Annotated in this window: 24 protein-coding genes; 14 read left to right on the forward strand and 10 right to left on the reverse strand. The window is 71.9% G+C overall.

The window, feature by feature from the left end; all coding sequences use genetic code 11:
• The first annotated feature begins 25 nt into the window (after positions 1-25).
• The 3 genes from CU044_RS11255 (at position 26) to CU044_RS11265 (ending at position 2,703) form a co-directional block, all read left to right on the forward strand.
• Positions 26-733 carry a hypothetical protein gene (locus CU044_RS11255; RefSeq protein WP_129768369.1) on the forward strand — a complete coding sequence of 236 codons (708 nt, stop codon included), beginning with the start codon at positions 26-28 and terminating at the stop codon, positions 731-733.
• A gap of 1 nt (position 734) precedes the next feature.
• The gene (locus CU044_RS11260) at positions 735-1,433 is read left to right on the forward strand and encodes an RES family NAD+ phosphorylase (RefSeq protein WP_129768370.1); all 699 of its coding nucleotides are present in this window, start codon (positions 735-737) and stop codon (positions 1,431-1,433) included.
• 316 nt (positions 1,434-1,749) lie between these two features.
• Entirely contained in the window at positions 1,750-2,703 is a 954-nt protein-coding gene (locus tag CU044_RS11265; RefSeq protein ID WP_129768371.1) for a winged helix-turn-helix domain-containing protein, read from the forward strand.
• Here CU044_RS11265 and CU044_RS11270 read toward each other — a convergent pair.
• The 8 genes from CU044_RS11270 to CU044_RS11300 form a co-directional block, all read right to left on the reverse strand.
• Complete coding sequence (locus CU044_RS11270) at positions 2,654-4,585, reverse strand: ABC transporter ATP-binding protein (RefSeq protein ID WP_129768372.1); 1,932 nt, start codon at positions 4,583-4,585, stop codon at positions 2,654-2,656. The two genes, CU044_RS11265 and CU044_RS11270, sit on opposite strands and share 50 nt — an antisense overlap.
• A 3-nt stretch (positions 4,586-4,588) precedes the next feature.
• Entirely contained in the window at positions 4,589-7,060 is a 2,472-nt protein-coding gene (locus tag CU044_RS11275; RefSeq protein ID WP_129768373.1) for a prolyl oligopeptidase family serine peptidase, read from the reverse strand.
• A complete protein-coding gene (locus tag CU044_RS11280) occupies positions 7,050-7,868 on the reverse strand; it encodes a hypothetical protein (protein WP_129768374.1) in 819 nt (272 codons plus the stop codon). Before CU044_RS11280 ends, CU044_RS11275 begins: the two co-directional genes overlap by 11 nt.
• A 35-nt stretch (positions 7,869-7,903) precedes the next feature.
• A complete protein-coding gene (gene adfB / locus CU044_RS11285) occupies positions 7,904-8,179 on the reverse strand; it encodes an actinodefensin-associated protein B (protein WP_129768375.1) in 276 nt (91 codons plus the stop codon).
• 41 nt (positions 8,180-8,220) lie between these two features.
• Complete coding sequence (locus CU044_RS11290; RefSeq protein WP_129768376.1) at positions 8,221-9,711, reverse strand: hypothetical protein; 1,491 nt, start codon at positions 9,709-9,711, stop codon at positions 8,221-8,223.
• Positions 9,705-9,965 carry a hypothetical protein gene (locus tag CU044_RS11295; RefSeq protein ID WP_240045492.1) on the reverse strand — a complete coding sequence of 87 codons (261 nt, stop codon included), beginning with the start codon at positions 9,963-9,965 and terminating at the stop codon, positions 9,705-9,707. Before CU044_RS11295 ends, CU044_RS11290 begins: the two co-directional genes overlap by 7 nt.
• A 304-nt stretch (positions 9,966-10,269) precedes the next feature.
• The gene (locus tag CU044_RS40020) at positions 10,270-10,404 is read right to left on the reverse strand and encodes a Dickkopf N-terminal cysteine-rich domain-containing protein (protein WP_275670186.1); all 135 of its coding nucleotides are present in this window, start codon (positions 10,402-10,404) and stop codon (positions 10,270-10,272) included.
• Positions 10,405-10,608: 204 nt separating this feature from the next.
• Positions 10,609-11,844, reverse strand: coding sequence for a CaiB/BaiF CoA-transferase family protein (locus CU044_RS11300; RefSeq protein ID WP_129768377.1), 1,236 nt, complete (start codon positions 11,842-11,844; stop codon positions 10,609-10,611).
• Between the two features lie 245 nt (positions 11,845-12,089).
• Here CU044_RS11300 and nhaA point away from each other — a divergent pair, with 245 nt between their 5' ends.
• Entirely contained in the window at positions 12,090-13,925 is a 1,836-nt protein-coding gene (nhaA, locus tag CU044_RS11305; RefSeq protein ID WP_193563941.1) for a Na+/H+ antiporter NhaA, read from the forward strand.
• Between the two features lie 9 nt (positions 13,926-13,934).
• Here the strand turns inward: nhaA and CU044_RS11310 are convergent, their stop codons facing one another.
• Positions 13,935-14,240 carry an STAS domain-containing protein gene (locus CU044_RS11310; protein ID WP_129768379.1) on the reverse strand — a complete coding sequence of 102 codons (306 nt, stop codon included), beginning with the start codon at positions 14,238-14,240 and terminating at the stop codon, positions 13,935-13,937.
• Between the two features lie 270 nt (positions 14,241-14,510).
• On the opposite strand from CU044_RS11310, the gene CU044_RS11315 reads away from it, so the two are divergent.
• The 4 genes from CU044_RS11315 (at position 14,511) to CU044_RS11330 (ending at position 18,574) form a co-directional block, all read left to right on the forward strand.
• Positions 14,511-15,827, forward strand: coding sequence for a SpoIIE family protein phosphatase (locus CU044_RS11315; RefSeq protein ID WP_129768380.1), 1,317 nt, complete (start codon positions 14,511-14,513; stop codon positions 15,825-15,827).
• A complete protein-coding gene (locus tag CU044_RS11320; protein ID WP_129768381.1) occupies positions 15,821-17,557 on the forward strand; it encodes a CHASE3 domain-containing protein in 1,737 nt (578 codons plus the stop codon). Before CU044_RS11315 ends, CU044_RS11320 begins: the two co-directional genes overlap by 7 nt.
• Positions 17,554-18,015, forward strand: a complete 462-nt coding sequence (locus CU044_RS11325) for a response regulator (protein ID WP_129768382.1) — start codon at positions 17,554-17,556, stop codon at positions 18,013-18,015. Before CU044_RS11320 ends, CU044_RS11325 begins: the two co-directional genes overlap by 4 nt.
• A 100-nt stretch (positions 18,016-18,115) precedes the next feature.
• Positions 18,116-18,574 carry an ATP-binding protein gene (locus CU044_RS11330; RefSeq protein WP_129768383.1) on the forward strand — a complete coding sequence of 153 codons (459 nt, stop codon included), beginning with the start codon at positions 18,116-18,118 and terminating at the stop codon, positions 18,572-18,574.
• 17 nt (positions 18,575-18,591) lie between these two features.
• Here the strand turns inward: CU044_RS11330 and CU044_RS11335 are convergent, their stop codons facing one another.
• Positions 18,592-19,737: a PP2C family protein-serine/threonine phosphatase gene (locus CU044_RS11335; protein WP_129768384.1), complete on the reverse strand. Its 1,146-nt coding sequence runs from the start codon at positions 19,735-19,737 to the stop codon at positions 18,592-18,594.
• A gap of 135 nt (positions 19,738-19,872) precedes the next feature.
• Between CU044_RS11335 and CU044_RS11340 the strand changes: the two genes are divergently transcribed.
• The 6 genes from CU044_RS11340 to CU044_RS11365 all read left to right on the forward strand — a co-directional run bounded on the left by CU044_RS11340 (position 19,873) and on the right by CU044_RS11365 (position 24,665).
• On the forward strand, positions 19,873-20,388 hold the full coding sequence (locus tag CU044_RS11340) for a MarR family transcriptional regulator (protein WP_129768385.1): 516 nt from the start codon (positions 19,873-19,875) through the stop codon (positions 20,386-20,388).
• 207 nt (positions 20,389-20,595) lie between these two features.
• Positions 20,596-20,931, forward strand: coding sequence for an STAS domain-containing protein (locus CU044_RS11345; RefSeq protein ID WP_129768386.1), 336 nt, complete (start codon positions 20,596-20,598; stop codon positions 20,929-20,931).
• A gap of 131 nt (positions 20,932-21,062) precedes the next feature.
• Positions 21,063-21,482 (forward strand): ATP-binding protein, encoded by a 420-nt coding sequence (locus CU044_RS11350; RefSeq protein WP_129768387.1) that lies wholly within the window; start codon positions 21,063-21,065, stop codon positions 21,480-21,482.
• A 212-nt stretch (positions 21,483-21,694) separates the two neighbouring features.
• Positions 21,695-22,888, forward strand: coding sequence for a Gfo/Idh/MocA family oxidoreductase (locus CU044_RS11355; protein ID WP_129768388.1), 1,194 nt, complete (start codon positions 21,695-21,697; stop codon positions 22,886-22,888).
• Positions 22,885-23,865, forward strand: a complete 981-nt coding sequence (locus CU044_RS11360; protein WP_129768389.1) for a PmoA family protein — start codon at positions 22,885-22,887, stop codon at positions 23,863-23,865. Before CU044_RS11355 ends, CU044_RS11360 begins: the two co-directional genes overlap by 4 nt.
• A complete protein-coding gene (locus tag CU044_RS11365; protein ID WP_129768540.1) occupies positions 23,862-24,665 on the forward strand; it encodes a cupin domain-containing protein in 804 nt (267 codons plus the stop codon). The genes CU044_RS11360 and CU044_RS11365 overlap by 4 nt, the downstream gene beginning before the upstream one ends.
• Positions 24,666-24,693 lie beyond the last annotated feature (28 nt).

Below are 24,693 nucleotides of genomic sequence, written 5' to 3' on the forward strand. Positions count from 1 at the left end.
GCCGTCCAAGCCGGAGCTGACGCCGATGAGCATGGAAGACCTGAACAGGATCGTGGCGGACCACCTGGCCGAGCTGGTGGCGCGGCTCGACGCCGACGGCCGGGCCGAAGTCGCCTCGATCCAGGCGCGGATGCGAGCCGCCAGTGACCCGAAGCCGTACGCGCGGCGGCTGCTGCTCGCCCTCGCCGAAGCGCTTCCGCCCGACCATCCGGTGGCGCAGGCCATCCTGCGGCAGGCCAACTGGCGCGCTCCCGACGTACTGGACCGGGCGGCCATCGACGCCGAGGCGGCCGCCATCCTGTCCCTCGCGGGTCTCTCCTTCGAGCCCCAGGACGTCACGGACACCGGAATGACGGACGCCGCTGCCGCCGCCCCCGGACCCGCCGCGCTCATGGACCTCGTCCGGCGGCGCGTACTCGCGGCCACACCCGTGCTCAGCGACGACGAGGCACGCGCTCTGGGGCGGCACGGGGCGGCGCGCGATCTCATCCGGCTGGACCGGCCCGGAGAGGCGACCGCCCTTCCCCGTTTCCAGTTCGAGCCCTCGGGCCGGCCCCGGGAGGTGGTGGTACGGGTCAACCAGTTGCTCGGTGCCGAGCGCGACCCGTGGGGCGTGACCGCCTGGTGGCTGGCCACGAACGTCTGGCTGGGGGACCCGCCCGCGGATCTGCTGGGCGCGGACCGCGACGACGACCTGGTGGCCTGCGCCGGCGCGACGCTGGGGGAGGACTGACATGACCGCGCAGGCCCTGCCGGACGTACCCGTCTTCCCCCACGCGCACACCGTCCCCGCCGGAACCGTGCTGTGGCGGGTGCATAAGACCACCCGCGCGGTGACGGAGTTCAACCCCCGTCCCGCGGACCCCTACTTCGGCGGCTCACGCTTCGACGGCGTCACCGAGAGCCCGTACCCGTTCCTGTACGCCGCACCCGACCCGGCGACGGCACTCGCCGAAGTGCTGCTGCGCGACCGGGACTTCGACCTGAGGCTCGGGGTACGGGTGATCCTCGGCCATGAGGTCGCCGAGCGGACCCTGTCCGCGCTGGAGGTCACCGAGGATCTGCGGGTGGTGTCGCTGTGCTCGGCCGTGGAGCTGGCCGCCGTGTGCCAGGACGGCTGGCTCGTCGAGGCCGACGGCCCGCAGTACGCCTTCACCCGACGCTGGGCCCGGTACTTGCGCGACAGCGCCCCCTGGGCCCAGGGCCTGCGCTGGCAGGCGCGCCGCAACCGTCCCCTGGAGTCCCTGATGTTCTTCGGCGACCGCCGCGCCCCCGACGCGCTGAAACCCTCGGCGACACCGCCGCTCCCGCTGGGAACGCCCGGGGGGATCGCGCGCGTCAATGAACTGCTGGCGCCCCTGCGGGCGGTGATCTTCCCGCCGGTCACGCTTCCCGTCGGCGGTTCGCGGGACGGTGCCCACACCGTCGGGTAGCCGGGAGCCGGGAGAAGGGAGGTTCGTAGCCGGGCACGGGGGCGGCGGGCCGTTGTTCTCCGCCGGCTGAGTCCGCTTCGTGTTGTCCGCTTCGTGTTGTTCACTTCCTTTTGTTCGGCTCCCGCGCGCGGATTCCGAACAATCTTCGTCTGGTACGGATGGACCTTCCGGACCTTTTGTCGAGTCGCCGGCCCGCGCTGTGCCGTGGGCCGGCGCCCCGTCCGCCACGGGGGCGCGGACGGGTGCGACGGGGGCCGGGCGAACACGAAGACGGTGAGCGCGCGTGGGGTGTCAATCGGTGCTGCGGTTGGGACGAGTGGACGATCTGAAGGTCGCGGTGGGCTACCAGCCGTTGCCCACCCTGATGTCACTGGTGACCGATGCCCTGGGGGTGGCCGGCCAGGGGGTACCGGCCGTGGTGCGGTCGGCCGTACGCACCGCGTGCCCGGCCGGCGCCGCGCAGACGCTGCAACCGGCGTGCGGGGGAGGCAGCCTGTGGCTTCCGGACTGCCTGTCGCCGCTGCCGCTCGACCGGTCGGGGGTACGGGCGCAGCTGGACCGGATGGAGACGCTCGCGCCGGAGCGGCTGGCCGGTGATCTGGCGGCGGGCTTTCCCGAGGGGGTTCCGGTCGGATGGCGGCGGGTGGCGGACCGCCCGCAGCCGTTCATCCGCGCGTACGTCCAGGTGATGCTGAGCGTCTGGGCCGTGTTCGCGCCCGTCTGGCGGCGTTCGCGGGAACTGCTCGACCTGGAGGCGGAGCGGATCGGGATCGCGTCCGTCACGGGCACGCTGGCCGGCGTCTTCGGCGACCTCAGCCCCCGCGTCGGCTACGCGCCGGGCCTGCTGCGGCTGCCGGACCGTTCGCCGGGGGAGTGCGAGCTGCGCGAGCGGCGTCTGTTGCTGGTGCCGCTGGTGTCCGGCAGCTCCGCCTCCGTGGTCGGACTCGGCCAGGAGGAATGTGCCTGGATCGGCTACCCCCTCCCCGGCCTGCGGGAGTTGTGCGCCGGGCGAGCGTCCGCGCGGCGGGTACGTACGGATCCGCTGGAGGCCGTTCTGGGGTGTATGCGGGCCCGGTTGCTGCGGCAGGCCCATCGCGGGCCCACGATGGGAGAGGTCAGCGCCCTGCTCGGATGCGCGCCCGGAGCGGTGACGCATCACTGCAAGCAACTGGAGGCGGCGGGCCTCATCCGGCGCAAGCGCCAGGGCCAGCAGGTACGGGTCAGGCTGACACGCCGGGGACAGCGGCTGCTCGGTGCGCTGGCCGGCTGATGTCCCCGGTGTTCCGCTCCCCGTCCTGGTACGCCTCCGCCTGGAGATGGAACAGCCGGGCGTAGGTGCCGCCCGCCGCCTCCAGTTCGTCGTGGCCGCCCTCCTCGATGATCCGTCCCCCGTCCATGACGTAGATCCGGTCGGCGCCGCGGACATTGGAGAAACGGTGCGAGATCACCAGCACCGTACGGTCCGCGAAGAGCGTGCGGATCCGTGCGAACAGATCGGCCTCGGCCTGCGGATCGAGCGAGGCGGTCGGTTCGTCGAGGATCACGAAGGGGGAGTCCCGGTAGAAGGCACGGGCCAGTGCCAGCCGCTGCCACTGGCCCAGCGAGAGATCGGCGCCCGCCGTGAACTCCTTGCTCAGTACGGTGTCGTAGCCGAGCGGCAGTTCGCCGATCACGTCCGCCGCGCCCGAGCTGTCCGCGGCGCGGGCCACCGCCGACCGGTCCGGAGCGTCATGGGGGCGGCCGAAGGCGATGTTGTCGGAGGCCGAGAGCTTGTAGCGGACGAAGTCCTGGAAGACCATCGCGGTCGCGGCGCGCAGCCGCGCCGGGTCGGGTACCGGCAGACCGTCACGGAGGAGCGTGCCGTCGTCTGGCTGGTAGAGGCCGGCCAGGATCTTGGCGAGGGTGGTCTTTCCCGATCCGTTGGCACCCACCAGGGCGACGATCTCGCCCGCCCGCAACTCGACCGAGACGTCGTGGAGGGCGGGGCGCGGTGAGCCGGGGTAGGTGAAGGCGAGGTGCTCGGTGCGCAGGGACGCGAAGGGGGCGGGGGCGGCTCTGTCGGTCTCCGTCGTGTTCGTCTTCGTCTTCGTCGTATCCGTTTCCGTCGCCCTGACGGTACTCACGTCGCCATCGCCATCGCCATCGGCGTCGGTGAAGACACGGATGTCCTTCACATACAGCGCCGCCGCACCGATGTTGTTGAAGAGATAGCCGAGCATCTGCATGCGTGTGGACAGCAGCAGCAGGGCCCCCAGCGCGGCCAGCGCGGTCGGCAGCGCGACTCCGCCGCCGCGCACCATCCCCCACATGGCGCAGATGACCGCGAGGAAGACGAGATCCCCGAGCACCCGGGCCACGACCTTGCGTCGGGTGTGCCGGCGCTGCATCGTCGCCGTACTGGAGATCTCCTCCGCGTAGTGGCCGTCCCAGCGGTCCCGGAGCATCCCGCCCAGATCCAGGGAGCGGATCTCCTTGGCCTCGTCGCGCCCGACGAGAAGACGCTCCAGATACTCGCGGACGCGCCGCCCCTCGGCCAGTTGACCGTGCAACCGGTAGTCGGCGTCGCGTTCGTCGCGGGCCGCCTTGAGCACGGGCAGGACGGACAGCGCGGTGAACGGCAGCAGCCACCAGGTCATGACGGCGAAGGCCGTGCCGACGGCCACCATGCTCAGCAGTGCCTGTACCGCTCCGATCAGCGCGGTCACCACCATCACCGGCTGGGAGCGGGACGCGAACACCGCGCGCTGCAACCGGTCGTGGAAGGCCGGATCCTCGAACCGGGCCAGCTCCGCGCGCGCCGAGCCCGCCAGCACCTTCGCCATGATGTGCCGGTCGATCTTCACCGTCAGCAGCCGCTGCCAGCCACTGCTGACCGTACGCAGGATGCCGCCCACCGAGGCGAGCAGGACCAGCGCGGACAGCGCGGGGATCAGCCGGTCGTTCGCCCGGGACCCCTCGCCGTTCAGGGAGAACGCCTGCCCCAGCGTGCCCCGCAGCACCAGGATCAGGGCGGCGAGTCCGGTGGCGGTGAGGAGCTGGACCATGAAGACGCCCGTCAGCCGCAGCCGGTCCGCCTGCCACGCGATGCGCACGATGTACGCGCAGGACCGCATCAGATCGGCCGTGCGGATCCGGTCCGGCTGCTCTGCCATCGGTCAGGTCCTTTCCGAAGTGTCCGGCGTACTGTCACGGCCGGGGCCGGGGCTATGGCTACGGGTATGGCTACGGCCAGGGCTACGGCTGTGGGTACGCGATGAGGGGCCGGAGCGCGCGAGCAGCCAGGCACCGTGTTCGCGGGCGACGGCGTCGAGGCTCTCCCGGTGGCGGAACGTGTGCCCTTCGTACGGCAGCAACAGGAGCCGCGCGTGGCCGCCCGTGGCGACGACGGCCCGGTAGAGGGCCACCGCCTGGTCGGGCGGGGTGGCCGGATTCGTGTCCTCGCAGCCGTGCACGAGCAGCACCGGCCGGTCCAGGCGCCCGGCGAAGTCGAGGGCGCTGAAGGCCCGGTAGACATCCGGCGCCTGCCAGTAGGTGCGCCGTTCGTACTGGAAACCGTCCGGGGTGAGCGTCCGGTTGTAACTGCCGCTGTGGGCGATGGCGCCGGCCAGCCCGGGGCGGTGCGCGAGCGCGTAGAGGGCGAGGGTGGCGGCGAAGCTGTGGCCGCCCACGACAACGGGCCCCGTACGTCCCAGCTTCTCGCGCAGCGCGTGTGTGGCGGCGTCGACGGCGCCGGTGATCTGCCGGTGAAGGTCCGCCGGGCGGGCGTCGGCGGGCCAGCGCAGCGGGAGGTCGAGTACGGCCGTGGGCGCGTCGGTGCCGCTCAGCGACGGATGCGAGTACGCCGACGTCGGTGAACTCCCGTATCCGCGGGCATGGATCCACAGCAGCTGCGGCCCGTCGACGCCGGGCGTGACGGGCAGCAGACGGGGGCCGTCGGGCTCGGACACCGGGAAGAGGGTGGTACCGGGCGTGGACACGGGCCGGACGCGGCGTGCGTGCCTCGCGGGGAGAGGCCACGGGCCGCCGACAGGTTCGAGCCGGTCCCCGCGCAGCGCGTACCGGCGGAGACCGAGGCGGCTCCCGTGCTGGACGGTGAGCTGCGGCTGACCGTCCCGCACGGTGGCCCAGCAGCCTACGGGCGAGCCGTCGTCCTCCTCGCGTACGGGGGGAACGGGCACCACGCGCGCCGTTCGCCGCTCGCGGTCGACGATGAGCAGGCCCGCACGCCCCTCGGCCGCGTACTCCAGGACGATTCCGTCGGTGCCGTCGCCGCCGTCGGTGCGGTCGGCGTGGTCGTACACGGCGGCCCAGGGGCCCAGGCGCGTCCGGCCGCCGGGGCGGAGGATCTCCGGTGGGAGGGGTACGAGGTGTGTGGTGTGCCGCGTGGTCAGCCGAAGGCCGTGACGGTGGCGGCTGATCACCAGGGGCTCATCGTCCGAGGCGAGACACCGCCACCACTGCGGAGCGTCCCCGGGCTCGTGAGAGACCGTCAGCCGCGCGGGCGGACGGTCGGGCGGCAGCGGCCTCGGCCGGGGTGAGCGCACATCGATGACCGTCCCGTCCTGCACCGTCCCGTCCTGCACCGTCCCCTCCTGGACCGTCCCGTCCTGGGGCGACGCGCCGATGCCGACGCCGCCGGGGAGGGCGAGGGCGACGGCGATCGTGTCGTCCCCGCCCCCGTTCCCGGTCCAGCGCGCTGTCCGCGGCACCTCCGACCACCCGTCGGAGACCGCGAGGTCCGTCCGTACGACGGCTCGTGACCAGCGCAGCGTGTCGTCCGTCTGCCGGACGGAATCGTCCGTGCCGACAACGTGGTCGACGAGCAGACGCCGACCGGTCGGTGACGGCTCCAGCCCGCCGATGAGCAGCGGCGCGGGAGCGGCCAGGACACGGAGCCCGCCGGTGGCGGGGTTCAGTACGGAGACGGTGGCGGCGGCGAGGCCCGCCAGCTCGGCGAGGCCGGGCAGGAAGACGACATGCCCCGGCCCCGACGCCTCGCACACCACGGGCCCCCGGACCTCCGCCGGACCGGGTGACGGTCCCTGCGGGGGCTGTGCCGGGGGCGCCGGTGAGGGCGGCGGTGGGGGAGGCGTCAGCAGCGCCAACTCGCCGTCACCGCACCACGCGAGGCAACGGCGACCGCCCCCGTGCGGAGTCAGTGACAGCGCGGCGCGCACCCGCTCGTGGACGATGACACGCCGGGCCGCGTAGTCGGCGGTCCACGGGTGCACCTCACGGCCCCGCTGAACGAGGCCCGCGATCAGCGGGAGCCTCGGATGCCAGGCCAGCCCCGCGGCCGGCAGTGTCCGCAGGGGCAGCGCCCACAGGCGCGGATCGCCGTCCCGCCCCAGCGCGATCCGTGCGTGCCGGGAACGGCTCGGCGCGAGACCGGTGAGGTCGGGGTCCACCGACAGATTCCGCCAGTGGACCGTCGCGGGGTTGTAGTCGGACACAGAGGGCAGGGCGGCGGCGCTGAGTACCGCGTACGCCGTCAGATCGGGCCGTATCTCCACGGTGTCCACTTCGCCGTCGCCCGTGGCGCCGGGGACGGCCGCTGTACGCGGCCCGGGACGTACGTCCACGGCCCGAGGCCGCACGTCCACGACGGAGAGCGGCTCAGGCGGCATGTGCCGGTTCCGAACCGGTGATCGTGATGGTGTCGATCAGCGCCTTCACCGCACCGATGCCGGACACCGGGGCCCGTACCGGCCGCCCCGCCGCGTCGACCGCCGTGGCGCAGGGCACGGACATGTCGGCCATCTCCGGGGGAAGTTCGCTGCCGCTGCTCACCACCGTGGTCTCGACCCGGGCCCGGCGCACCGGCTCCATCGTGCCCAGCAGCTGCTTCAGCGCCCGGCAGGCGGGACAGTTGTCCGAGACGTACAGCTGTACGCCGCCGACCGGCTCGGTGGAGTGTTCCACCGCCCGCTCCGCGCCCGCCTCGGCCGCGGCCCGGCGCCGGTCGGTGACGAGTACGGCGGTGGCGGTCACGGCCGCCGCGGCCACGGCGGCGACAGCGCGCAGCCGGGGCCGCGCGGGGAGGTCCGCGGTCATCAGGACCGCCGCGGCCGTGGCGGCGAGCGCGTTGGCGCCGACGTGCGACCGGCCGACCGCGGCCAGCCGGGCCGCGCCGAAACAGGCGCAGCGCTGCCCGCGCAGCGACTGGGCCACGGCGGTCAGCGCGCCGTACGTCACCAGCGCGGTGGCGGGCGCCGCCCGGCCCGGCAGCAGCACCAGGGCGGCTGCCGCGCCCAGTTCGGCGCCACCGGCCAGACGCGGTCCGTGCGGGGCGCGCAGCGCGGCGGAGCGGTAGGGCCAGGCCAGCCGGTCGGCGGGCGTGAGGACCTTCGCGGCGCCGCCGGCCAGCAGCGGCCCGGCCAGCGCGGCGAGAGCGGCCTGCGCGGCGAGAGCGGCCTGCGGAAGTCGGGAGGGCATGGAACCTCACTTCACATCGTCGTTCGGTCGCACGGTCATGCGGCCGTGTCGTCGGTGACGACCAGCCACTGGCTCTCCAGGAGACGGCGCGCCAGGCGCGGCGTGTCCGTGTCGCCCGCGTCGAACCGGCCCTTCGCCAGCAGGCGTTGGAGGAGCCCGGCGTCGTGTTCTGCGCATTCGGCGAGTGCGAGGGTGCGCTCGTCGATGAGCACGGCGCCGCCGAACGGCAGCCAGGTCAGCCGGACGCCCGGCGCGAGGGCGATGGAGAGGGACGGGGGAACGGAGGGCGCGGGAGGGGGTGTCGTGGCCATGGTCGTCAGCCCTTCAGTCGTGGCTCTTCGGGCATGGCCCTTCAGCCATGGGTCGAATTCAGCAGCCATCGGTCGATCCACAGCAGCCTCAGCAGAGGCAGCGCGTGATCGGCCCGGCCGGGCCCCTCGCGGAGCAGCCCGGTCACGACCGCCACATCGATCAGCCCGAGGTCCGCCAGCGCGCACTCGCGCTCCAGCTCGGCGATGATCTTGTCGCTCTCGCGGTGCAGATAGGCAGCGGCGGCGAGGCGAAGATCGAAGGAGGAGGAGGCGCGGCGCAGTCCGCGCACCCGGTGCCCGGCCACGGCCCGGACGAGCGGCTGGTGGTTGCGGAAGACGCCGCCGGCGATACGGCCGAGGCGGTCCGCCGGCAGTGTCTCCACCGCCCCGAGGACGCCCGGGTCGAGTGCGGGGAGTACGAGCCCCTCGTGGTCGCCGGGTACGCGCTCGGTCATCCCCGCGTCGGCACGTCCCAACAGCGTGCCCAGGAAGTCGAGATGGTCCTTCCACACCGACAACGACGCCTGCTGGGCGGTCTGGAGCGCCACCCGCCCCTTGGGCGTCATACCGGGCAGATCCCGTCGGCCCAGTGGGGGCGGAGGCGGCGGCCCGTCGACGGGCTGGGCGTCCTGGGTGCCGAGCCCCGCCCCCGCGCCCGCCCCCGCACCGGTCCCCGCTTCGCCCCCTGCCCCGCCGCCCGCGCCGTCGGCCGCGCTGTGGACGACGCCCTGCTCCAGCAGGGCGGCCGCCTCGGTCAACGACGGCAGCGTGCCGACGAGATGGAAGGGTTCGCAGGTCAGCAGGCGCCAGTCGCGGGGTCCCCTGCCGGCCTCCGGCAGCTTGGCCGAGACCAGGTCCTCCAGGAGCGTGCCCGCGACGAGAGGGCCGCCGGCGGCGGCGCCGGCCAGCCGGGCGGTGAGCCGGCGCGGGAACTCCAGGTCCGGCAGCGGAGGCATCAGCCCCCCGGTGGGGACGCTGTGGTGATCCAGCAGCTCGAACACATCGACAGGAATATGACGTACCGTCAAGTCGCCTACGGGCGGCGGAACATGGTGTCGCCCCGGCAGACCGAGGTCCGCGTGCAGCAGCCGCGGGCGGTGCCCCGCCGAGAGAGCGGCCACCGCGAGAAAGGCCGACGACAGTCCGCCGCTGTAGGCGATCCCGTACCCCTCGGGCAGCCCGCGCAGCACCTCGGCGACCGCCCAGGTGAGATCCGTGGTCCCCGCGGGCAGTACGGGCCGTCGCCGGCTGACGGTGACGCCCCCGGCCTCGACACGTACCCGCGTACCCAGCGCCAGCCGGCGTACCCCCGGCAGCGGGGTGGCGTCCGGCGGCGGGGCCAGGCCGTGCACCAGCGCCAGCAGGGTGCCCGGCTCGGGTACGGGCCGGTCCCGGCCGGTCAGGAAGTCCGCCGGGTCATGGCCCCACTCCAGACCGCCGTGGCCGACGCGGTAGTAGACAGCGGGCCCGCCGGGCTCGTCCCGGCTCAGCAGGAACCCGTCGCCGTCGGTCACCGCCGCTGTGTTCAACATGCCGTCTCCCCCTCGGCGGTGCGGAGCACCTCGGTGTACTCCTCCCGTACCGGCAGCGAGGTCGTCAGGACCGCGCCGCCGCACTGCGCCCACGCGTAGAACCCGCCGGGGGCCACCAACGGCGCCGTCTCCCTGCCCAGATGGAACGAGGCCCGGTAACCGAGCCCGCGCAGACCCGCCGTGATGAACAGCGCGTCCTCCACCGGGTCGAGGAATCCGACGGAAAGCCGCTCGGCCACCCGAAGCCGGGCCACGGCGCGCGCCGCTCCTCGCGATGAATTCCTCGCCCGGCCCCGCACAGGAGGCCAGTCGAGCGTGTAGGTGCCGCCCTCGCGCCGGGACGACTCCAGGAATTCCCGTGCCGTCCGAGCGGATTTCCAGAGTTTCCACATGATTTCAGTCGCCCCCGGTTCGCCGGTCGAAGGAATGGAGGGAACGCGCCCTGCCGCCCCCGCCGGGGCCGTAGGCGACACCTCTCGGCGCGCGCCGGCCCGGCGGAGGCACCGCTCACCCGCGGCCGGGCATCAGCCGCGGCCGGGCATCACCCCTGGCCGGGCATCAGCCCTGCAGGTAGCAGTGGAACCATTCGCAGATCAGGCCGTGGCAGCACTGCGAGTCCCAGGTACAGGTCTCGTAGCGCGGAACACAGGCCTCTTCGACGGCGGTCGTCTCGGTGTGCAAGTGCTGCTGCAAGCCGTTTCCGGAAAGCCGTTCGGAAAGTGACGTCACAGACATGACCTCTCCCAACTTCGGTTTCTTGGATGACTGGTCGGCCAGTCGTAAAAGACGGAACCATAGTCGTCCAGCGGGTTCAAGACGCTTTTTGAATCCCGCATCCACCGCACAGGGAAAAGTATTTCGCAAACATTTCAAGGGAGTTGAAAGGGATCTGTCGTGTCAGGCACCCTGGGTGACGCCCTCGGAGACGCTCCGAGCGACACCGTGGCGCGTCGCCGTCGAGTCGAGTTCGGCCAGGATGCGCCTGCGGTCCTCGTCCAGGGCCGGTACGCGACCCATCCTGGGCTCCCGGCCCGCGACGGTGACGGGCGGCAGGAGTGCGTCGAGCGGGCCCACGGGCGAGTCCACGACGCGCCAGCGGTTACGGGCGCCGAGCTGCGGGTGCTCCGCGAACTCCGCCACGTCGCGCAGCCGGGCATGGGCGATGCGGGCCGATTCGAGACGCCGCTCGGCCTCGTCGGCGCTCAGAGCGGCGAAGCGCTCCTCGATCCGGGTGCGCAGCGCGTCGCGGTTCTCCACCCGCAGGGAGTTGCTCGCGAACCGGGGGTCGCCGGCGAGGCGGGGCGCGTCCAGGACCCGCGCGCAGAAGTCCTCCCACTCGCGCTCGTTCTGGACGCCGAGGAAGACGCGTACCCCCTCGCGCGTCGCGTACGGACCGTAGGGTGCGATGGCGGCGTGCTCGGCGCCCGAACGCGGCGGCTGCGCGCCGCCGTAGCGGGTGAAGTAGCCGGGGTACCCCATCCACTCGCCGAGCGCCTCCAGCATCGACACCTCGAGGGCGCTTCCCCGGCCGGTGCGTTCGCGTTCGTAGAGCGCCGTGAGGATGCCGCTGTACGCGTACATCGCGGCGGCGATGTCGGCGACCGGGATACCGATCTTCGCCGGCACCTCCGCCGTGCCCGTCAGTGACATCGCCCCGGACTCGCACTGCACCAGCAGGTCGTACGCCTTCCGGTCCGTGTAGGGGCCGCCGGTTCCGTAGCCGGAGATGGCGCACACGACGAGCCGGGGGTGGGCGCCGGCGAGTGTCGTGGCGTCCAGGCCCAGACGGCCCGCCGCGCCCGGGGCGAGGTTCTGTACGAACACGTCGGCCCGGCCGATGAGCCGCCGGAGCACCGAGGCGTCCTCGGGCCGCTTCAGATCGAGGGCGATCGATTCCTTGCCGCGGTTGAGCCACACGAAGTGGCTGGACATGCCCCGGACCGTCTCGTCGTAGCCACGGGCGAAGTCGCCGGTTCCCGGCCGCTCCACCTTGATGACCCGGGCGCCCAGGTCGGCGAGCTGACGGGTGGCGAACGGGCCGGCGACCGCCTGCTCGACAGAGATCACGGTGATGCCGTCCAGTGGGAGCACGGGAGGTCCTTTCGAACGAGGCCGGGCGGTTGCCGCCCGCATGGATCCGCCACGGGGGCGGGGGAGACCCTACGATCGTCCCCCTCCGTCCCGTTTTCTCCCGTAATTCCCTCTCCTACGGAGACGCGGCACGTGTCGGCGACGGGCGCGCGCGGGAAGAGGCGTGCCGCAACCCCGGGCCCCGGTTTCCCCGGCGGGCCGTCGCGCCGGGGCCGCAGGAGAATGGCGAGGTGACTGTGGACCCTGCGCTCCCGAATCTCTCCGGCCGGACCGAGCGCGGCGACGAGATGCGCACCCCGTTGCGTGACTTCCTGCGTACGGAGACGGGCAGCGCGGCCGTCCTGCTCGCCGCGGCCCTCGCGGCGCTCGTCTGGGCCAACGCGGGCCCGGGTACGTACGAGGAGTTCTGGCGGACGGTGCTCTCGGTCCATATCGGCTCCGCCGGGATCTCGCTGGGGCTGCGCGAGTGGGTGAACAGCGGACTCATGACGCTGTTCTTCTTCGTCGTCGGCCTGGAGGCCCGCCGTGAGTTCGACATGGGGGAACTGCGCGAACGGAAACGGGTCACGCTCCCGGTGCTCGCCGGCGTCAGCGGCATGCTCGTACCGGTCGCCGTCTTTCTCGCCTTCAACGCCGGACACGCCTCGGTGCACGGCTGGGGCGCCGCCATGTCCACGGACACGGCGTTCGCGCTGGGCATGCTCGCCGTCTTCGGCAGGCGGCTGCCGCGCGGGCTGCGGGTCTTCATCCTGACCGTCGCCGTCGTGGACGACTTCGTGGCGCTCGCCGTGATCGCCGTCGCCTACAGCGGGCGCGTCCATGTGGTCGCGCTGATCGTGGCCGTGCTGATCTTCGGTCTCGTCCTGCTGCTGCGGACCTGGGGAGTGCGCCGGGGCATGGTGTACGGCGTGCTGGCGGTGGCCATCTGGGTGGCGATGCTGGAGTCCGGGGTCGACCCGGTCGTCACCGGTCTCGCGATGGGCCTGGTGACCTTCGCTTACCCCGCCTCGCGCAGCGATCTGGAGCGGGCGAGCGGACTGTTCCGGCTCTTCCGAGAACAGCCGACACCGGAGCTGGAACGCACGGCGCGGCTCGGGATCGCCTCGGCGATCTCACCGAACGAGCGGCTCCAGCGGATGTACCACCCCTGGACGAGCTATGTGATCGTGCCCGTGTTCGCGCTCGCCAACGCCGGTATCACCATCAGCGGAACCCAGCTGGCGCGGGCCTTCGAGTCGCCGATCACCCTCGGCATCCTGTGCGGCTACGTACTGGGCAAGCCCCTCGGCATCCTCGGCTCCTCGCTGCTGACGACCCGGCTGAGCCACGGGCGGCTGCGCCCCCCGGTCGGCTGGGGCGCCATCGCGGCCGGCGGCACCCTCGCCGGTGTCGGCTTCACGGTCTCGCTGCTGATCGCCACCCTCGCCTTCGACAGCGAACAGCTGGAGCAGGCCAAGATCGGCATTCTCGCCGCGGTGATCTGCTCGTTCGCCACCACCTGGCTCGTCACACGCGTCATCGGAGCGCTGCCCCGGCAGCGGCGGATCCAGGCCCTGCTGGGCAGCGCCGAGGAGATCGTCGATCTCTCCGAACCGGTGGACCCGGACCGCGACCATGTGCGCGGACCACGCGAGGCACCCGTGACCGTGGTCGAGTACGGCGACTTCGAATGCCCGTACTGCGGGCAGGCCGAGCCGGTGATCCGCGAGCTGCTCGCCGATTTCGGGGACGTCCGGTACGTCTGGCGTCATCTCCCGCTCAACGACGTCCACCCGAACGCCCAGCTCGCCGCGGAGGCCGCCGCGGCCGCGGCGGAACAGGGCGCCTTCTGGGAGATGCACGATCTGCTGCTCGGCCGCCAGGACGCCCTGCGCCCCGCCGATCTGCTCGGCTACGCGGAGGAGATCGGGCTGGACAGGGACCGGTTCCACCGCGATCTGCGGTCGCACAAGGGGTCCGCGCGGGTCGCCGAGGATGTCGAGAGCGCCGACACGAGCGGTGTGTCGGGCACTCCCACGTTCTTCGTCAACGGACGACGCCATCAGGGCGCGTACGACATCGACGCCCTCACCGCCGCCGTACGCGCCGCGAAGGCCCGGTCCGTCCTGGCCGGGCCTCCCTGATCCGGCCGGTCAGCCGGGCCCGCCCTCGCCGGTCAGGGGATGACGTCCGGTCAGGATGAGGCGGACGTCATCGGCCTCCGCGAGACGTCTGATGATCAGCAGCGCGGCCAGACCCGTGGAGTCGCCCGTCATGGCGGGACCGCAGTGCAGCTCCAGCCGGCTCACGCCCCGGTGGACGCGCAGCAACTGCCGTACGGTGTCCACCACTTCGTACGAGGTCTCGTCGTCCATCTCGCCGTCGAGCCTGACCTCGACCGTGTCGGAGCGGGGGGTGGTGACGATGATGGTCAGCGGATCGGGAGAAGAAGGGGTCATAGGGGCATACCGGGCGTCCTGGCGAGGTGATTCTCGGCACTGCGGCCCAGCACCGTGGTCCTACGCAACGGTCCTCCCCCGCGGCGCGAGGCGCAATCCCCTCCAGGCGGGATCGATCCATCCGCGAGCGAACCTGTCCTGACCTGGCATTTGTCCACGGAGCAGCGCACCGCCGCGGAGGTGCCGCGCGGATCGGCGCTCAGGTTGTCGCATATGCTTCCCGCCGGAACGGCGCTGGTCGAACGGCGCCGCCGGGTGAGGGGGTGGAGTATGGCCGAGTTGCCCGTGGGCCTCTCGTCGCGGACCGCGCGTCCCGCGCGGGGCCGTCGTACCGGCGGGATCGTCACCACGCCCGCGCCGCCCCCCGACGTGTCGCAGAGCGCCGCGGTCGCACGCGACTCCCTCTGGTCCGTCGACGCGGAGATCCTGCTCGTGGAGGACGACGCGGGCGACGCGCTGCTCGTCGAGGAGATGCTCACCGACAGCGATCTCGACTCCTCTTTCACCTGGTGCCAGTCGCTGGCCGAGGGGCAGCGCTTCCTCGCCGGCCGCACCACCCCCGTCTGCGTCCTGCTCGATCTCCATCTGCCCGACGTGCACGGCGTCGATGCCGTCACCCGTATCCTCCGCGCGGCCCCGGACGCCGCCATCGTGGTCCTCACCGGCATGGCGGAGGGCGAAGCCGGGCTCGCGGCCGTGGCGACCGGCGCGCAGGACTATCTCGTCAAGGGGCGGATCGACCCGGAGGCGCTGGGCAGGGCTGTCCGCTACGCCCTCCAGCGCAAGCAGGTCGAACAGGCGACCGCCGCGCTGCGCGCGAACGAGCTGATGGCCAAGGAGAACGCCCGGCTCGAACGCGGACTGCTGCCCGTTCCGCTGCTGCGCGGAGACGATTTCGAGGTGATCGCCCGGTACGAGCCCGGACGCGCCCACGGTCTGCTGAGCGGTGACTTCTACGATGTCGTCCAGACCGCGGACGGCACGGTGCACGCGGTGATAGGGGACGTATCGGGGCACGGCGCCGCGGAAGCGGCCCTCGGGGTCTGTCTGCGGGTCGCCTGGCGTACGGCCGTACTGTGCGGGACCGAGCCGCAGGACCTGGTCCCGCTCCTGGAGGAGATCCTCGTCGCCGAACGGTCCGACCACCATCTCTTCACCACCGTCAGCTCGCTGGTGTTCCCGCCCGGCGGCCGGGAGGTACGGGTCGTACGCGCGGGCCACCCGGGTCTGCTCGTCCGGGATCGCGGCGAGGTCCGCTGGGAGGAGCCGCCCGTCGGTATGGCCCTCGGACTGCTGCCGGGCACGGGAAGCTGGACCGAGACCGTGCTTCCGCTGCCGCCCGGCGGCCAGGTGGTGGTCTTCACCGACGGCCTGTTCGAAGGACGTACGGGGCCTTCGACCCGGCTCGGGGAAGACGGTCTGTTCGAGCTGGCCGGACGGCACAGCGCGCTGCCGGCGAACGCCTTCGTCGACACACTGATCGAGGAGGCCGCCGAGGGCGCTGCCCCGTACGGCGGACTCGCGGACGATGTCGCCGTCCTCCACCTGGGCTGGGGCGAAACAGGGAGAGCGAGGACGACATGGTGAGCACGGCCCCCCGCCGGCCCCCGGAACCGCGCGATGTGAGCGCCCGGCTGTCGGTGCAGGGCTGGATGCGGCTGATTCTGGCGGCCCTGGTGCTGGTGGTGTGCGGCTGCACCGTCGTCGGCGGTCTGCTGCTGTCGAGGACGAACGACCGCACCAACGAGATCGTCGACCATATCCAGCCCGCCCGTACCAGCGCGTTCCAGCTCCAGAAATCCCTGCTGGACCAGGAGACCGGCGTGCGCGGCTTCGCGCTGACCGCCGATCCTTCCTTCCTCACGCCGTACGAGCAGGGCCGCCGGGACGAGCGGACGTTCACCGGGCGGATCGACTCCATCCTGGCGTCCGACCCCCGGCTGAACGCGGACCTCGCCCGCATCACCCACGCCGCGGAACGGTGGCGGCGCGAGGAGGCGGAACCGCTCATCGCGTCCGTACGGACACGGGGCGCCGAGGCGGCCTCCGCGGACCGGGTGACGCGGAGCAAGGCGCGGTTCGACGAACTGCGTGCTCTCTTCGCCCTGCAGCAGAGCCATCTCGACACGGCCAGGGACCAGGCGCGGGCGGAGCTCAACGCCGCCCGCTCGCTGCGCGACGCCGTGTTCGTCGTGATCCTGGCCTTCTTCGTCCTGGCGGTGGTGGGCCTCGCCCTCGTACTGCACCACATGGTGGGCCGGCCGCTGAACGCCCTGCGGACCGCGTCCGACGGCGTACGCGCCGGGGCGTTCGACCGGCGCATCCAGGTCGGAGGCCCTTCCGATCTCCGAGCCGTGGGCGCCGCCGTCGAGGACATGCGAGCGCGCCTCGCCGACGAGATCGCCGCGACGCGCTCGCGTGAGGCCCTGCTCGCCGAACAGGCCGAGGAACTGCGCCGCTCGAACTCCGAGCTGGAGCAGTTCGCGTATGTCGCCTCGCACGACCTCCAGGAACCGCTGCGGAAGGTCGCCTCGTTCTGTCAGCTGCTGGAGAAGCGTTACGGCGATCAGCTGGACGGCCGCGGCAAGCAGTACATCGACTTCGCGGTCGACGGTGCCAAGCGCATGCAGGTGCTGATCAACGATCTGCTCACCTTCTCCCGGGTCGGACGGGTCCACGACACGTGGCGGACCGTCGAGCTCGACGCGTCCCTGGACCGCGCGCTGGCCAATCTGGCCCTGGTGATCGAGGAGCAGGACGTCACGGTCGTACGGGACGACCCGCTGCCCGAGGTGACCGGCGATCCGACCACCCTCACCATGCTCTGGCAGAACCTGGTGGGCAACGCGATCAAGTTCCGCAGGCCCGACGTACCCTGCCGGATCACCATCGGATGCACGCGCGACGGCGACATGTGGCAGCTGACCGTCTCGGACAACGGCATCGGGGTCGCGCCCGAGTTCGCCGAGAAGGTCTTCGTCATCTTCCAGCGGCTCCACGCCAGGAACGAGTACGAGGGAACCGGCATCGGTCTCGCGCTCTCGCGCAAGATCGTCGAGTTCCACGGCGGCCGGATCCGGCTGGAGCCGGGACCGGAGGGGGGCACGTGTATCCCCTTCACACTGCCCGTCATCGAAGAGGCCGGCGAATCCGGGGAACCGGTGACAACGGCGACGGTGACAACGGCGACAGGGAAGCCGGAGGAGCAGAGGCAGGAAGAAGAACAGACAGGGACACAGAACCCCGAGCTGTCCGCGGGCGAGCGGGCCGGTGACGGCAACGTACCAGCGACCACCCCACCGGGAGTCACCTCATGAACACCACGACCGGACCGAACCCCTCCGTACAGCCGATCGAGGTCCTCCTCGTGGAGGACGACGAGGGCGACGAGCTGATGACCCGTGAGGCGTTCGAGGACAACAAGATCCGCAACACCCTCCATGTGGCGCGCGACGGGGAGGAGGCCCTCGACTTCCTGTACCGGCGCGGCGCTCACGAGAACGCGCCACGGCCGGATCTCGTCCTGCTCGACCTCAATCTGCCGAAGTACGACGGACGCCAGGTGCTGGAGCGGATCAAGACGGATCCCGACCTCGCGCACATCCCCGTCGTCGTACTGACCACCTCGTCCGCCGAGGAGGACATCCTCCGCAGCTACAAACTGCACGCCAACGCGTATGTGACCAAGCCGGTCGACCTGGATCAGTTCATCGCGGCGGTCCGGCAGATCGACGAGTTCTTCGTGAGCGTGGTGCGCCTCCCGGGACGTACGTGACCCCCTTCACGAAACCGGTGAGCATACCGACGGCGTCTGGGGGCATAAGGGCATCCAGAAGGGGGCCCCGATCGCCCTCACAGGTGTGCGGGGAAGAGCTATGAACGAACGGTCCATCGACGGTGCCGCATTCACGGACGCCGTGCGGCCACTGCGCAAGGCGGCCGAATTCAGCGGAGAGCCCGGCTGTATCGCCGCGGCCAGGATGCTCGCCGTCCGCTTTCTGCAGCAGCTGGAGGCGGAGTGGTTCGCCGCGCTCGGTGAGCGCACGACAGGGGATCTGCTGCTCGTCGTCAGCGAACTGGTCACCAACGCCGAGCGGCACAGCCATGGACCGTATCTGCTGGAGCTGGAGGGCACGGACCAGCAGGTGCTCGTCACGGTGTACGACAGCAGCACGACCCTCCCGCACCGCTACGAGCGGGACCCCGGCCGGCTGGGCGGACACGGTCTGGAGATCGTCCACGCACTGGCCGACCGTCTCAGCGCCGAACGGGTCCCGGTCGGCAAGCGCGTCCAGGCCGCCTTCGACCTGGAGCGCCGCCGGGTGTCGACCTGACCCGTGAGACCCGTCCCCTACCCCTCCGCCCCGCACTCCTCCGCCCTGCCGAACCAGTCCAGGCAGAGCACCAGCGCGTCGTCCGTCGACTCGGCCTCGCGGTAGGCGGCCAGCTCGCGGAGCACCGCGCGCGGCACCATCGCCGCGGGCAGCAGACTCGTCGCGCTCATCGCCCGCGCCAGTGCCCGTTCCCCGTAGACCTCTCCCCGAGGCGAGACCGCCGCGTACACCCCGTCACTGACGAACAGCAGCCGGTCACCCGGCATCACCTGGAACGCCTGCGCCACATAGTCCGACTCCTCGAACATGCCGAGCGGCAGCTGCGCGTCGAGCGGGATGCGCTCCACGGTCTTGTCCCGCTGCCGCCACAGCTGCGGCGAACCGGCGTCCACCGCCTCGACCCGTCCCGTGGCGAGCTCGAACCGGAGCAGCAGCGTGGAGACGTACGACGCGCCCCGGTGCTGCTCGTACAGCGCCTGGTCCGCCAGCGACGCCTGGTCCGCGATTCCGATCCCGGCCCGGCGGGCATTGCGCAGGGCGTTGACGGCGAGATTGGTGAGCAGGGACGCCTGGATCCCCTCGCCCATTCCATTGGTCACCGCGAGCGTCAGCTCGTCGGCGTCCGCCGCCCAGTCGAAGTTGTCGCCGTGGATGGCGTAGGCGGGCTCCAACTGCGCGCCGATGGCGTACTCCCGCGCGGTACAGGCCCGCGCCGGGAGCAGCTCCCACTGCATCTCGGCCGCCAGCGTCAGCCGGGCCGTCCGGCGCGCCCGCTGGTAGAGATCGGTGTCCCGCTCGGCCACCAGGAGCTCGTGGCCGAGCAGCTCGGCCAGCTGCGTCAGATCCTCCACGGTGTCCGGGGTGGAGCGTTCGCCCGGCAGCCGGACCGTGAGAATGCCGAGCCGCTCGCCACGGACGGTGACCGGAAGATGGTGGTCCACCGCGTCCCCGTGCCGCACCTGCTGCTCGCGCGGCTCCTGGCTGCCGAAGGCCCGGCCCTCCGGCGAGTTGTGCAGTGACAGCGTCGGTGCCGCCGGCCGCTGCTCGGCGCGGCCGGTGACCGCGTCGACCCGCTGGAGCACCGTGAGTCCGTAGTCCGCGAGATAGAGCTGTACGGATGCCGCGCCGTACGCCGTGGCGAGCGCGCCACGGAGCGCGTCCACCAGGGCATGCGGCGCCGCTGAGCGGACCGCTCTTTCCACATCCGCGAGTAGAGTCACTGTCGTTCAGGCCTTCTTCTTCCAGGGGCGGATCCGTCCGGGCTGACAAAGGCCCATCGCGGATGAAAGGGTGGATCGATGTCCCGTTTCACCGGTCAGCCGTACCCGAGCGAACAGGTTGCCGAGGCCGCCTGCGCCGCCTCGGAGCTGCTTGAGGTGCTGTGGGGGCGTGGTCAGGAGGCCGCGCCTTCCGGACCGGTCTCGCCTTCCCAGCTACGGGCCCTTCTCGTCATCGAAAAGCGCGAGGGCGCGAATCTGCGCACGCTGGGAGAGGTCCTCGGCTCGCGTCCTTCCTCGTTGAGCAGGCTCTGTGACCGGATGGAGGCCATGGGTCTTGTGGTCCGTTCGCCCAGCCCGACGAGCCGGCGTGAGGTCGAGCTGAGGCTGAGCCGTCGGGGTCACCAGGTGCTGGACGAGTACCGCGCCTTCCGTACCCGTGAGGTCGGACTCGTACTGGAGCAGATGGATCCCTCGGACATCATGACGCTCACGGCGGGCCTGGCGGCGTTCCGCGCGGCGGCGAACGAGCGTCTGGGAGCCGTGGACGGCGCACCCGCCGATTCCGGACGGAGCCACGTGGCGGACAGCGCGTAGCTTCATTCAGGCCCACTTCCTGGCTGGGACACACTGAGCGTCGTGCACGGGTGTTGTGCGGAAACAGTGAACAGATTGTTGCGCAGGAGGGAATGTTGTCAAATGGCAACTATCGCTTCTATCGTGTCTCTCGTGAGGCGCTCTCCCGCCCCTCCGTCAGGCACCCGAAGGATCCCCGTGCAACCTCCGCACAGTGCAGGTCAGACCATGCGAATGACCGCGAGACAGGTCGGCGACGCCATCGTTCTCGCCCTCCGTGGTGATCTCGACCTGGAGAGCATCGCCCCACTCGCCCCCGCGGTGGGGGAGGCGGGCCGGACGGTGACGGGGCCCGTCGTCGTGGACTTGTCCGGCGTCGACTTCGCCGACTCCACCACGGTGAACGTGCTGCTCCGGGCCCGTGGTGAGCTGGGCGCGCGGCTGCGGCTGGCCCAGCCCTCCGCTTTCGTGCGGCGGTTGTTCGACGTCATCGGGCTGGAGCAGGCACTGCCCGTGTACGAAACGGTCGAGGACGCCCTCGCGGTGACCGGCCCGGCGGGGTGACGGCCCTCGGGCCGAGGGCCTGACGGCCCCCGTACGAAGAAAGGCGCTCTCGGGCTCTTCGCTGTCGATTGCTGGGGTAAACGACGTGAGGAGATGGCCGCGAGACAAGCCCAACCGACGGGGTGAGCCCGATGTACCACCCGCTGACGCACGACGACCAGCCCCTCGACCATATCGAGTGGTCCTGTCAGCCAGAAGTGGCGGCTGAGGCGAGGGACGTGACATATGGGTTCATCGCCGGTCTGAGCCCGGCGCCGTCCCCGCACACCTCCCAGAATCTGGTGCTGGTGGTCTCCGAACTGGTCACCAACGCTCTGCGTCACGCGGGGGAGGTGACCTCTTTGCAACTGCGCGCGGACCGCGGCAGCCTCCAGATCGTGGTGAACGATCCGAACCCCGCCCCGCCACTGGACCGCACGCCCGACCTCACCGGCCGGAGCGGCGGGTTCGGCTGGCCGATGGTCCAGCGACTGGCGGAGCGAGTGACCGTACGGCCGCGCGCGGGCGGCGGCAAGGCGATCCGGGCGGTGCTCGCCAGGCGGTCGGCCTAGGCGGGTACGTCCGAAGAGGCCCGCCCCGCTGGAATGCCCGCCCCGTCGGCCCGCCCCGTCGGCCCGCCCCGCCGGGGCGGGCCGCACCCGTTGACATCGTTGTACGGCCATCCTACGTTTCTCGTGGAAAGCGCTTGCTGTCCGAGCGTCCGAGTGTGCGAAGAGCGCGCGAAGGATCCGGTGACGCACAGGATCCGGCGTGCGAATAGGGGGTGTTCGCGACGTCTCCGCGCGACCTGGTACACGAGCCGGCACGCGACCTGACGGACCGGCGGATTCGCGCCGCCGTCATCGGCACGGGAGGGATAGCCCGAGGCGCGCATCTCCCGGCCCTTCGCGCTCTCCGCGACGAGATCGAGGTCGTCGCCGCCTTCGACATCGACGAGGAGGCCGTACGGGCGTTCTGCGCCGAAGACGGCGGCCCCGGCGTCCCGCGTCCGTACACCGATCTCGACCGCATGCTCGACGAGCAGCGCCCCGACCTGGTCACGATCTGCACGCCCCCCGTCTTCCACCGCGAGCAGACCGTGGCCGCGCTGCGCTCCGGCGCCTGGGTGTGGTGCGAGAAGCCGCCGTGCCCCTCGCTCGCCGAGTTCGACGCCATCGAGGCGGCCGAGGACGGCTCGGGCGGCGGCGGACCGTACGCCTCGATCGTCTTCCAGCACCGGTTCGGCTCCGGCGCCCGCCATGTGCGCTCCCTGATCGCCGACCGCGCGATGGGCCGTCCGCTGGTCGCCCACTGCCAGACCACCTGGTACCGCGACACCGCCTACTACGCCGTGCCGTGGCGCGGCAACTGGGCCGGCGAGGGCGGCGGCCCCGCGATGGGCCATGGCATCCATCAGATGGATCTGCTGCTCGAACTGCTCGGGCCCTGGACCGAGGTACGCGCCATGGCGGGCCGCCTGGTGCACGACGTCGAGACCGAGGACGTCTCCACGGCGCTCGTACGCTTCGGGAACGGGGCGCTGGCCACCGTCGTCAACAGCGTGCTCAGCCCCGACGAGGTCAGCCGTATCCGCATCGACTGCGAGCGCGCCACCGTCGAACTGACGCATCTGTACGGGTACGCCAACGACGACTGGCGGATCACCCCGGCCCCCGAGGTGGACGCCGCGGAACTGGCACGCTGGCGCGATCCGGGCGAGGACGTGCCCAGCTCGCATCTGGCGCAGCTCCGTTCACTCGTCGCCGATCTGCGGGCCGGACGCCGGCCGCGCGCCAGCGGGGCCGACGGCCGTACCAGCCTCGAACTGATCACCGCGCTCTACAAGTCGGCGTTCACCGACACGACCGTCAGGGCCGGCGAGATCGTCCCCGGCGACCCCTTCCACACGGCCCTGCACGGCGGCGTCCCCGGCTGGGCACCGCCGCGCCCTCTCCCCGCGACGGAGATCCCCGTATGACCACTTCACCCACGACGGACACGTGGGACGCCCCGGACACGGCGGCGGCCCGCACCGGCCCAGGACTGCGGCTGTCCCACACCCACGATGACCGGATCGAGCTGCGGTCCGGCGGCGTCGCCCTGCTCAGCTATGTCTACCGGCCCGAGGCGGCGTGGGAGGCCGCCAAGCCGTATCTGCATCCGCTGCGCACGCTGTCGGGCGGTGTGGTCACGGACTACCGCCCCAACGACCACCGCTGGCACAAGGGACTTCAGCTCACCGCCTCCCATCTGTCGGGACAGAACCTGTGGGGCGGCAACTCGTACGTACACGGCGAGGGTTACCTCGCGCTGCCGGAGCGCGTCGGCTCGATGAGCCACGAGGGCTTCGACGAGGTGTCCGCCGACGCGGAGCGCGCCGTCATCGCCGAGCGGCTGGTGTGGCGCAACCACGACGGCGACGCGTGGGCCGACGAGTCACGCCGTATCGAGATCCATGACGTCGACACCGAGGCCGGCGCGTGGACGCTGACCTGGTCCGGCGCCATCACCAACCGGCGCGACGAGCCGCTGCGCCTCGGCAGCCCCACCACCGAGGGGCGCGAACTGGCCGGCTACACCGGTCTCTTCTGGCGCGGACCGCGGGCCTTCCGGGGCGGGCGGCTGCTCGGCCCCGGGCTGGAGGGGGAGGAGCTGATGGGGACCCAGGCCCCATGGGTTGCGTACAGCGGTGAGTTCGACGGCATCGACGGACAGGCCACTCTCGTCTTCGCGCACGCGCCGGAGAACGACCACACCGGGGCCGGCGGACAGCATCCCTCGCACTGGTTCGTACGCAGCGATCCGTTCGCGGCGGTCGCCGCCTCCTGGGCCTTCTACGAGGAACTGGTCCTCCAGCCGGGCGACACACTGACCCGGCGCTGGCGGGTGATCGTGGCCGACGGCCGCTGGGAGCGCGACGACATCGTCACATACCTTGAGCGGCAGTCGTGGTGAGCCGGACGACCGGGTTCTCCGGGCTCCCCGGGGCGGTCGCGGTCTCCCATCTGAGCGTGTACGACTGGGAGTCAGCCGACGGAGTGTGCGGTGGCACCCCGCATCTGCATCTCACCTGCTCCGAGGCGTATGTGGTGACCGAGGGCCGGGGCGCCGTACAGACGCTCAGCCCCGCGGGCCTCGACACCACACCGCTGGCGCCGGGGGCGCTGGTGTGGTTCACACCCGGCACCATCCACCGGCTCGTCAACGAGGACGGTCTGCGGATCGTCGTCCTGATGCAGAACAATGGTCTGCCCGAGGCCGGGGACGCCGTACTGACACTGCCGCCCCAGTACCTCACCGACCCGGACACCTACGCGCGGGCCGTGCGCATCCCGGACGCGGCGGAGCCCGAGCAGGCCGCCGCCGCTCGCCGCCGGCGCGATCTCGCGATCGAGGGATTCACGGCGCTGCGCACGGCGTGGGGGGCGGGTGACCGGCGGCCCCTGCTCGACTTCCAGCGGTCGGCCGCCGCGCTCGTGCGCCCCCGGGTGGCGGAGTGGCGGGCGCGCTGGGAGGCGGGCGCGGCCGAGGCGGCCCGGCAGACCGGGGCCCAGCTCGACCGGCTGGCCGCCGGTGACGCCACGCATCTGACCGAGGCGGGTCTGCACGCCCGGCTCCCGGCGGCCCAGGGCAGGTTCGGCATGTGCGGGCGGCTGAACACGTACGACATCCACGCCGCGGACGGCGGTGGTCCGGGCGGCGGGACCCCGGACGGCGGCGGCCCGGACGGCGCCGGTCTCGGCGGTGGCTCCTGACGCGAGCCGTACGTGAGCAGTGCGCGAG

This window comes from Streptomyces sp. L-9-10 (genome assembly GCF_004151105.1).
Classification (GTDB): domain Bacteria; phylum Actinomycetota; class Actinomycetes; order Streptomycetales; family Streptomycetaceae; genus Streptomyces.

Coding starts and splice junctions, on each gene's coding strand:
- CU044_RS11340 (WP_129768385.1), top strand. CDS start 19,873: ATGTCCCGTTTCACCGGTCAGCCGTACCCGAGCGAACAGGTTGCCGAG.
- CU044_RS11360 (WP_129768389.1), top strand. CDS start 22,885: ATGACCACTTCACCCACGACGGACACGTGGGACGCCCCGGACACGGCG.
- CU044_RS11320 (WP_129768381.1), top strand. CDS start 15,821: ATGGTGAGCACGGCCCCCCGCCGGCCCCCGGAACCGCGCGATGTGAGC.
- CU044_RS11280 (WP_129768374.1), bottom strand. CDS start 7,868: ATGCCCTCCCGACTTCCGCAGGCCGCTCTCGCCGCGCAGGCCGCTCTC.
- CU044_RS11270 (WP_129768372.1), bottom strand. CDS start 4,585: ATGGCAGAGCAGCCGGACCGGATCCGCACGGCCGATCTGATGCGGTCC.
- CU044_RS11275 (WP_129768373.1), bottom strand. CDS start 7,060: ATGCCGCCTGAGCCGCTCTCCGTCGTGGACGTGCGGCCTCGGGCCGTG.
- CU044_RS11325 (WP_129768382.1), top strand. CDS start 17,554: ATGAACACCACGACCGGACCGAACCCCTCCGTACAGCCGATCGAGGTC.
- CU044_RS11255 (WP_129768369.1), top strand. CDS start 26: ATGAGCATGGAAGACCTGAACAGGATCGTGGCGGACCACCTGGCCGAG.
- nhaA (WP_193563941.1), top strand. CDS start 12,090: ATGCGCACCCCGTTGCGTGACTTCCTGCGTACGGAGACGGGCAGCGCG.
- CU044_RS11290 (WP_129768376.1), bottom strand. CDS start 9,711: ATGTTGAACACAGCGGCGGTGACCGACGGCGACGGGTTCCTGCTGAGC.
- adfB (WP_129768375.1), bottom strand. CDS start 8,179: ATGGCCACGACACCCCCTCCCGCGCCCTCCGTTCCCCCGTCCCTCTCC.
- CU044_RS11330 (WP_129768383.1), top strand. CDS start 18,116: ATGAACGAACGGTCCATCGACGGTGCCGCATTCACGGACGCCGTGCGG.
- CU044_RS11300 (WP_129768377.1), bottom strand. CDS start 11,844: ATGCGGGCGGCAACCGCCCGGCCTCGTTCGAAAGGACCTCCCGTGCTC.
- CU044_RS11310 (WP_129768379.1), bottom strand. CDS start 14,240: ATGACCCCTTCTTCTCCCGATCCGCTGACCATCATCGTCACCACCCCC.
- CU044_RS11350 (WP_129768387.1), top strand. CDS start 21,063: ATGTACCACCCGCTGACGCACGACGACCAGCCCCTCGACCATATCGAG.
- CU044_RS11315 (WP_129768380.1), top strand. CDS start 14,511: ATGGCCGAGTTGCCCGTGGGCCTCTCGTCGCGGACCGCGCGTCCCGCG.
- CU044_RS11260 (WP_129768370.1), top strand. CDS start 735: ATGACCGCGCAGGCCCTGCCGGACGTACCCGTCTTCCCCCACGCGCAC.
- CU044_RS11345 (WP_129768386.1), top strand. CDS start 20,596: ATGCGAATGACCGCGAGACAGGTCGGCGACGCCATCGTTCTCGCCCTC.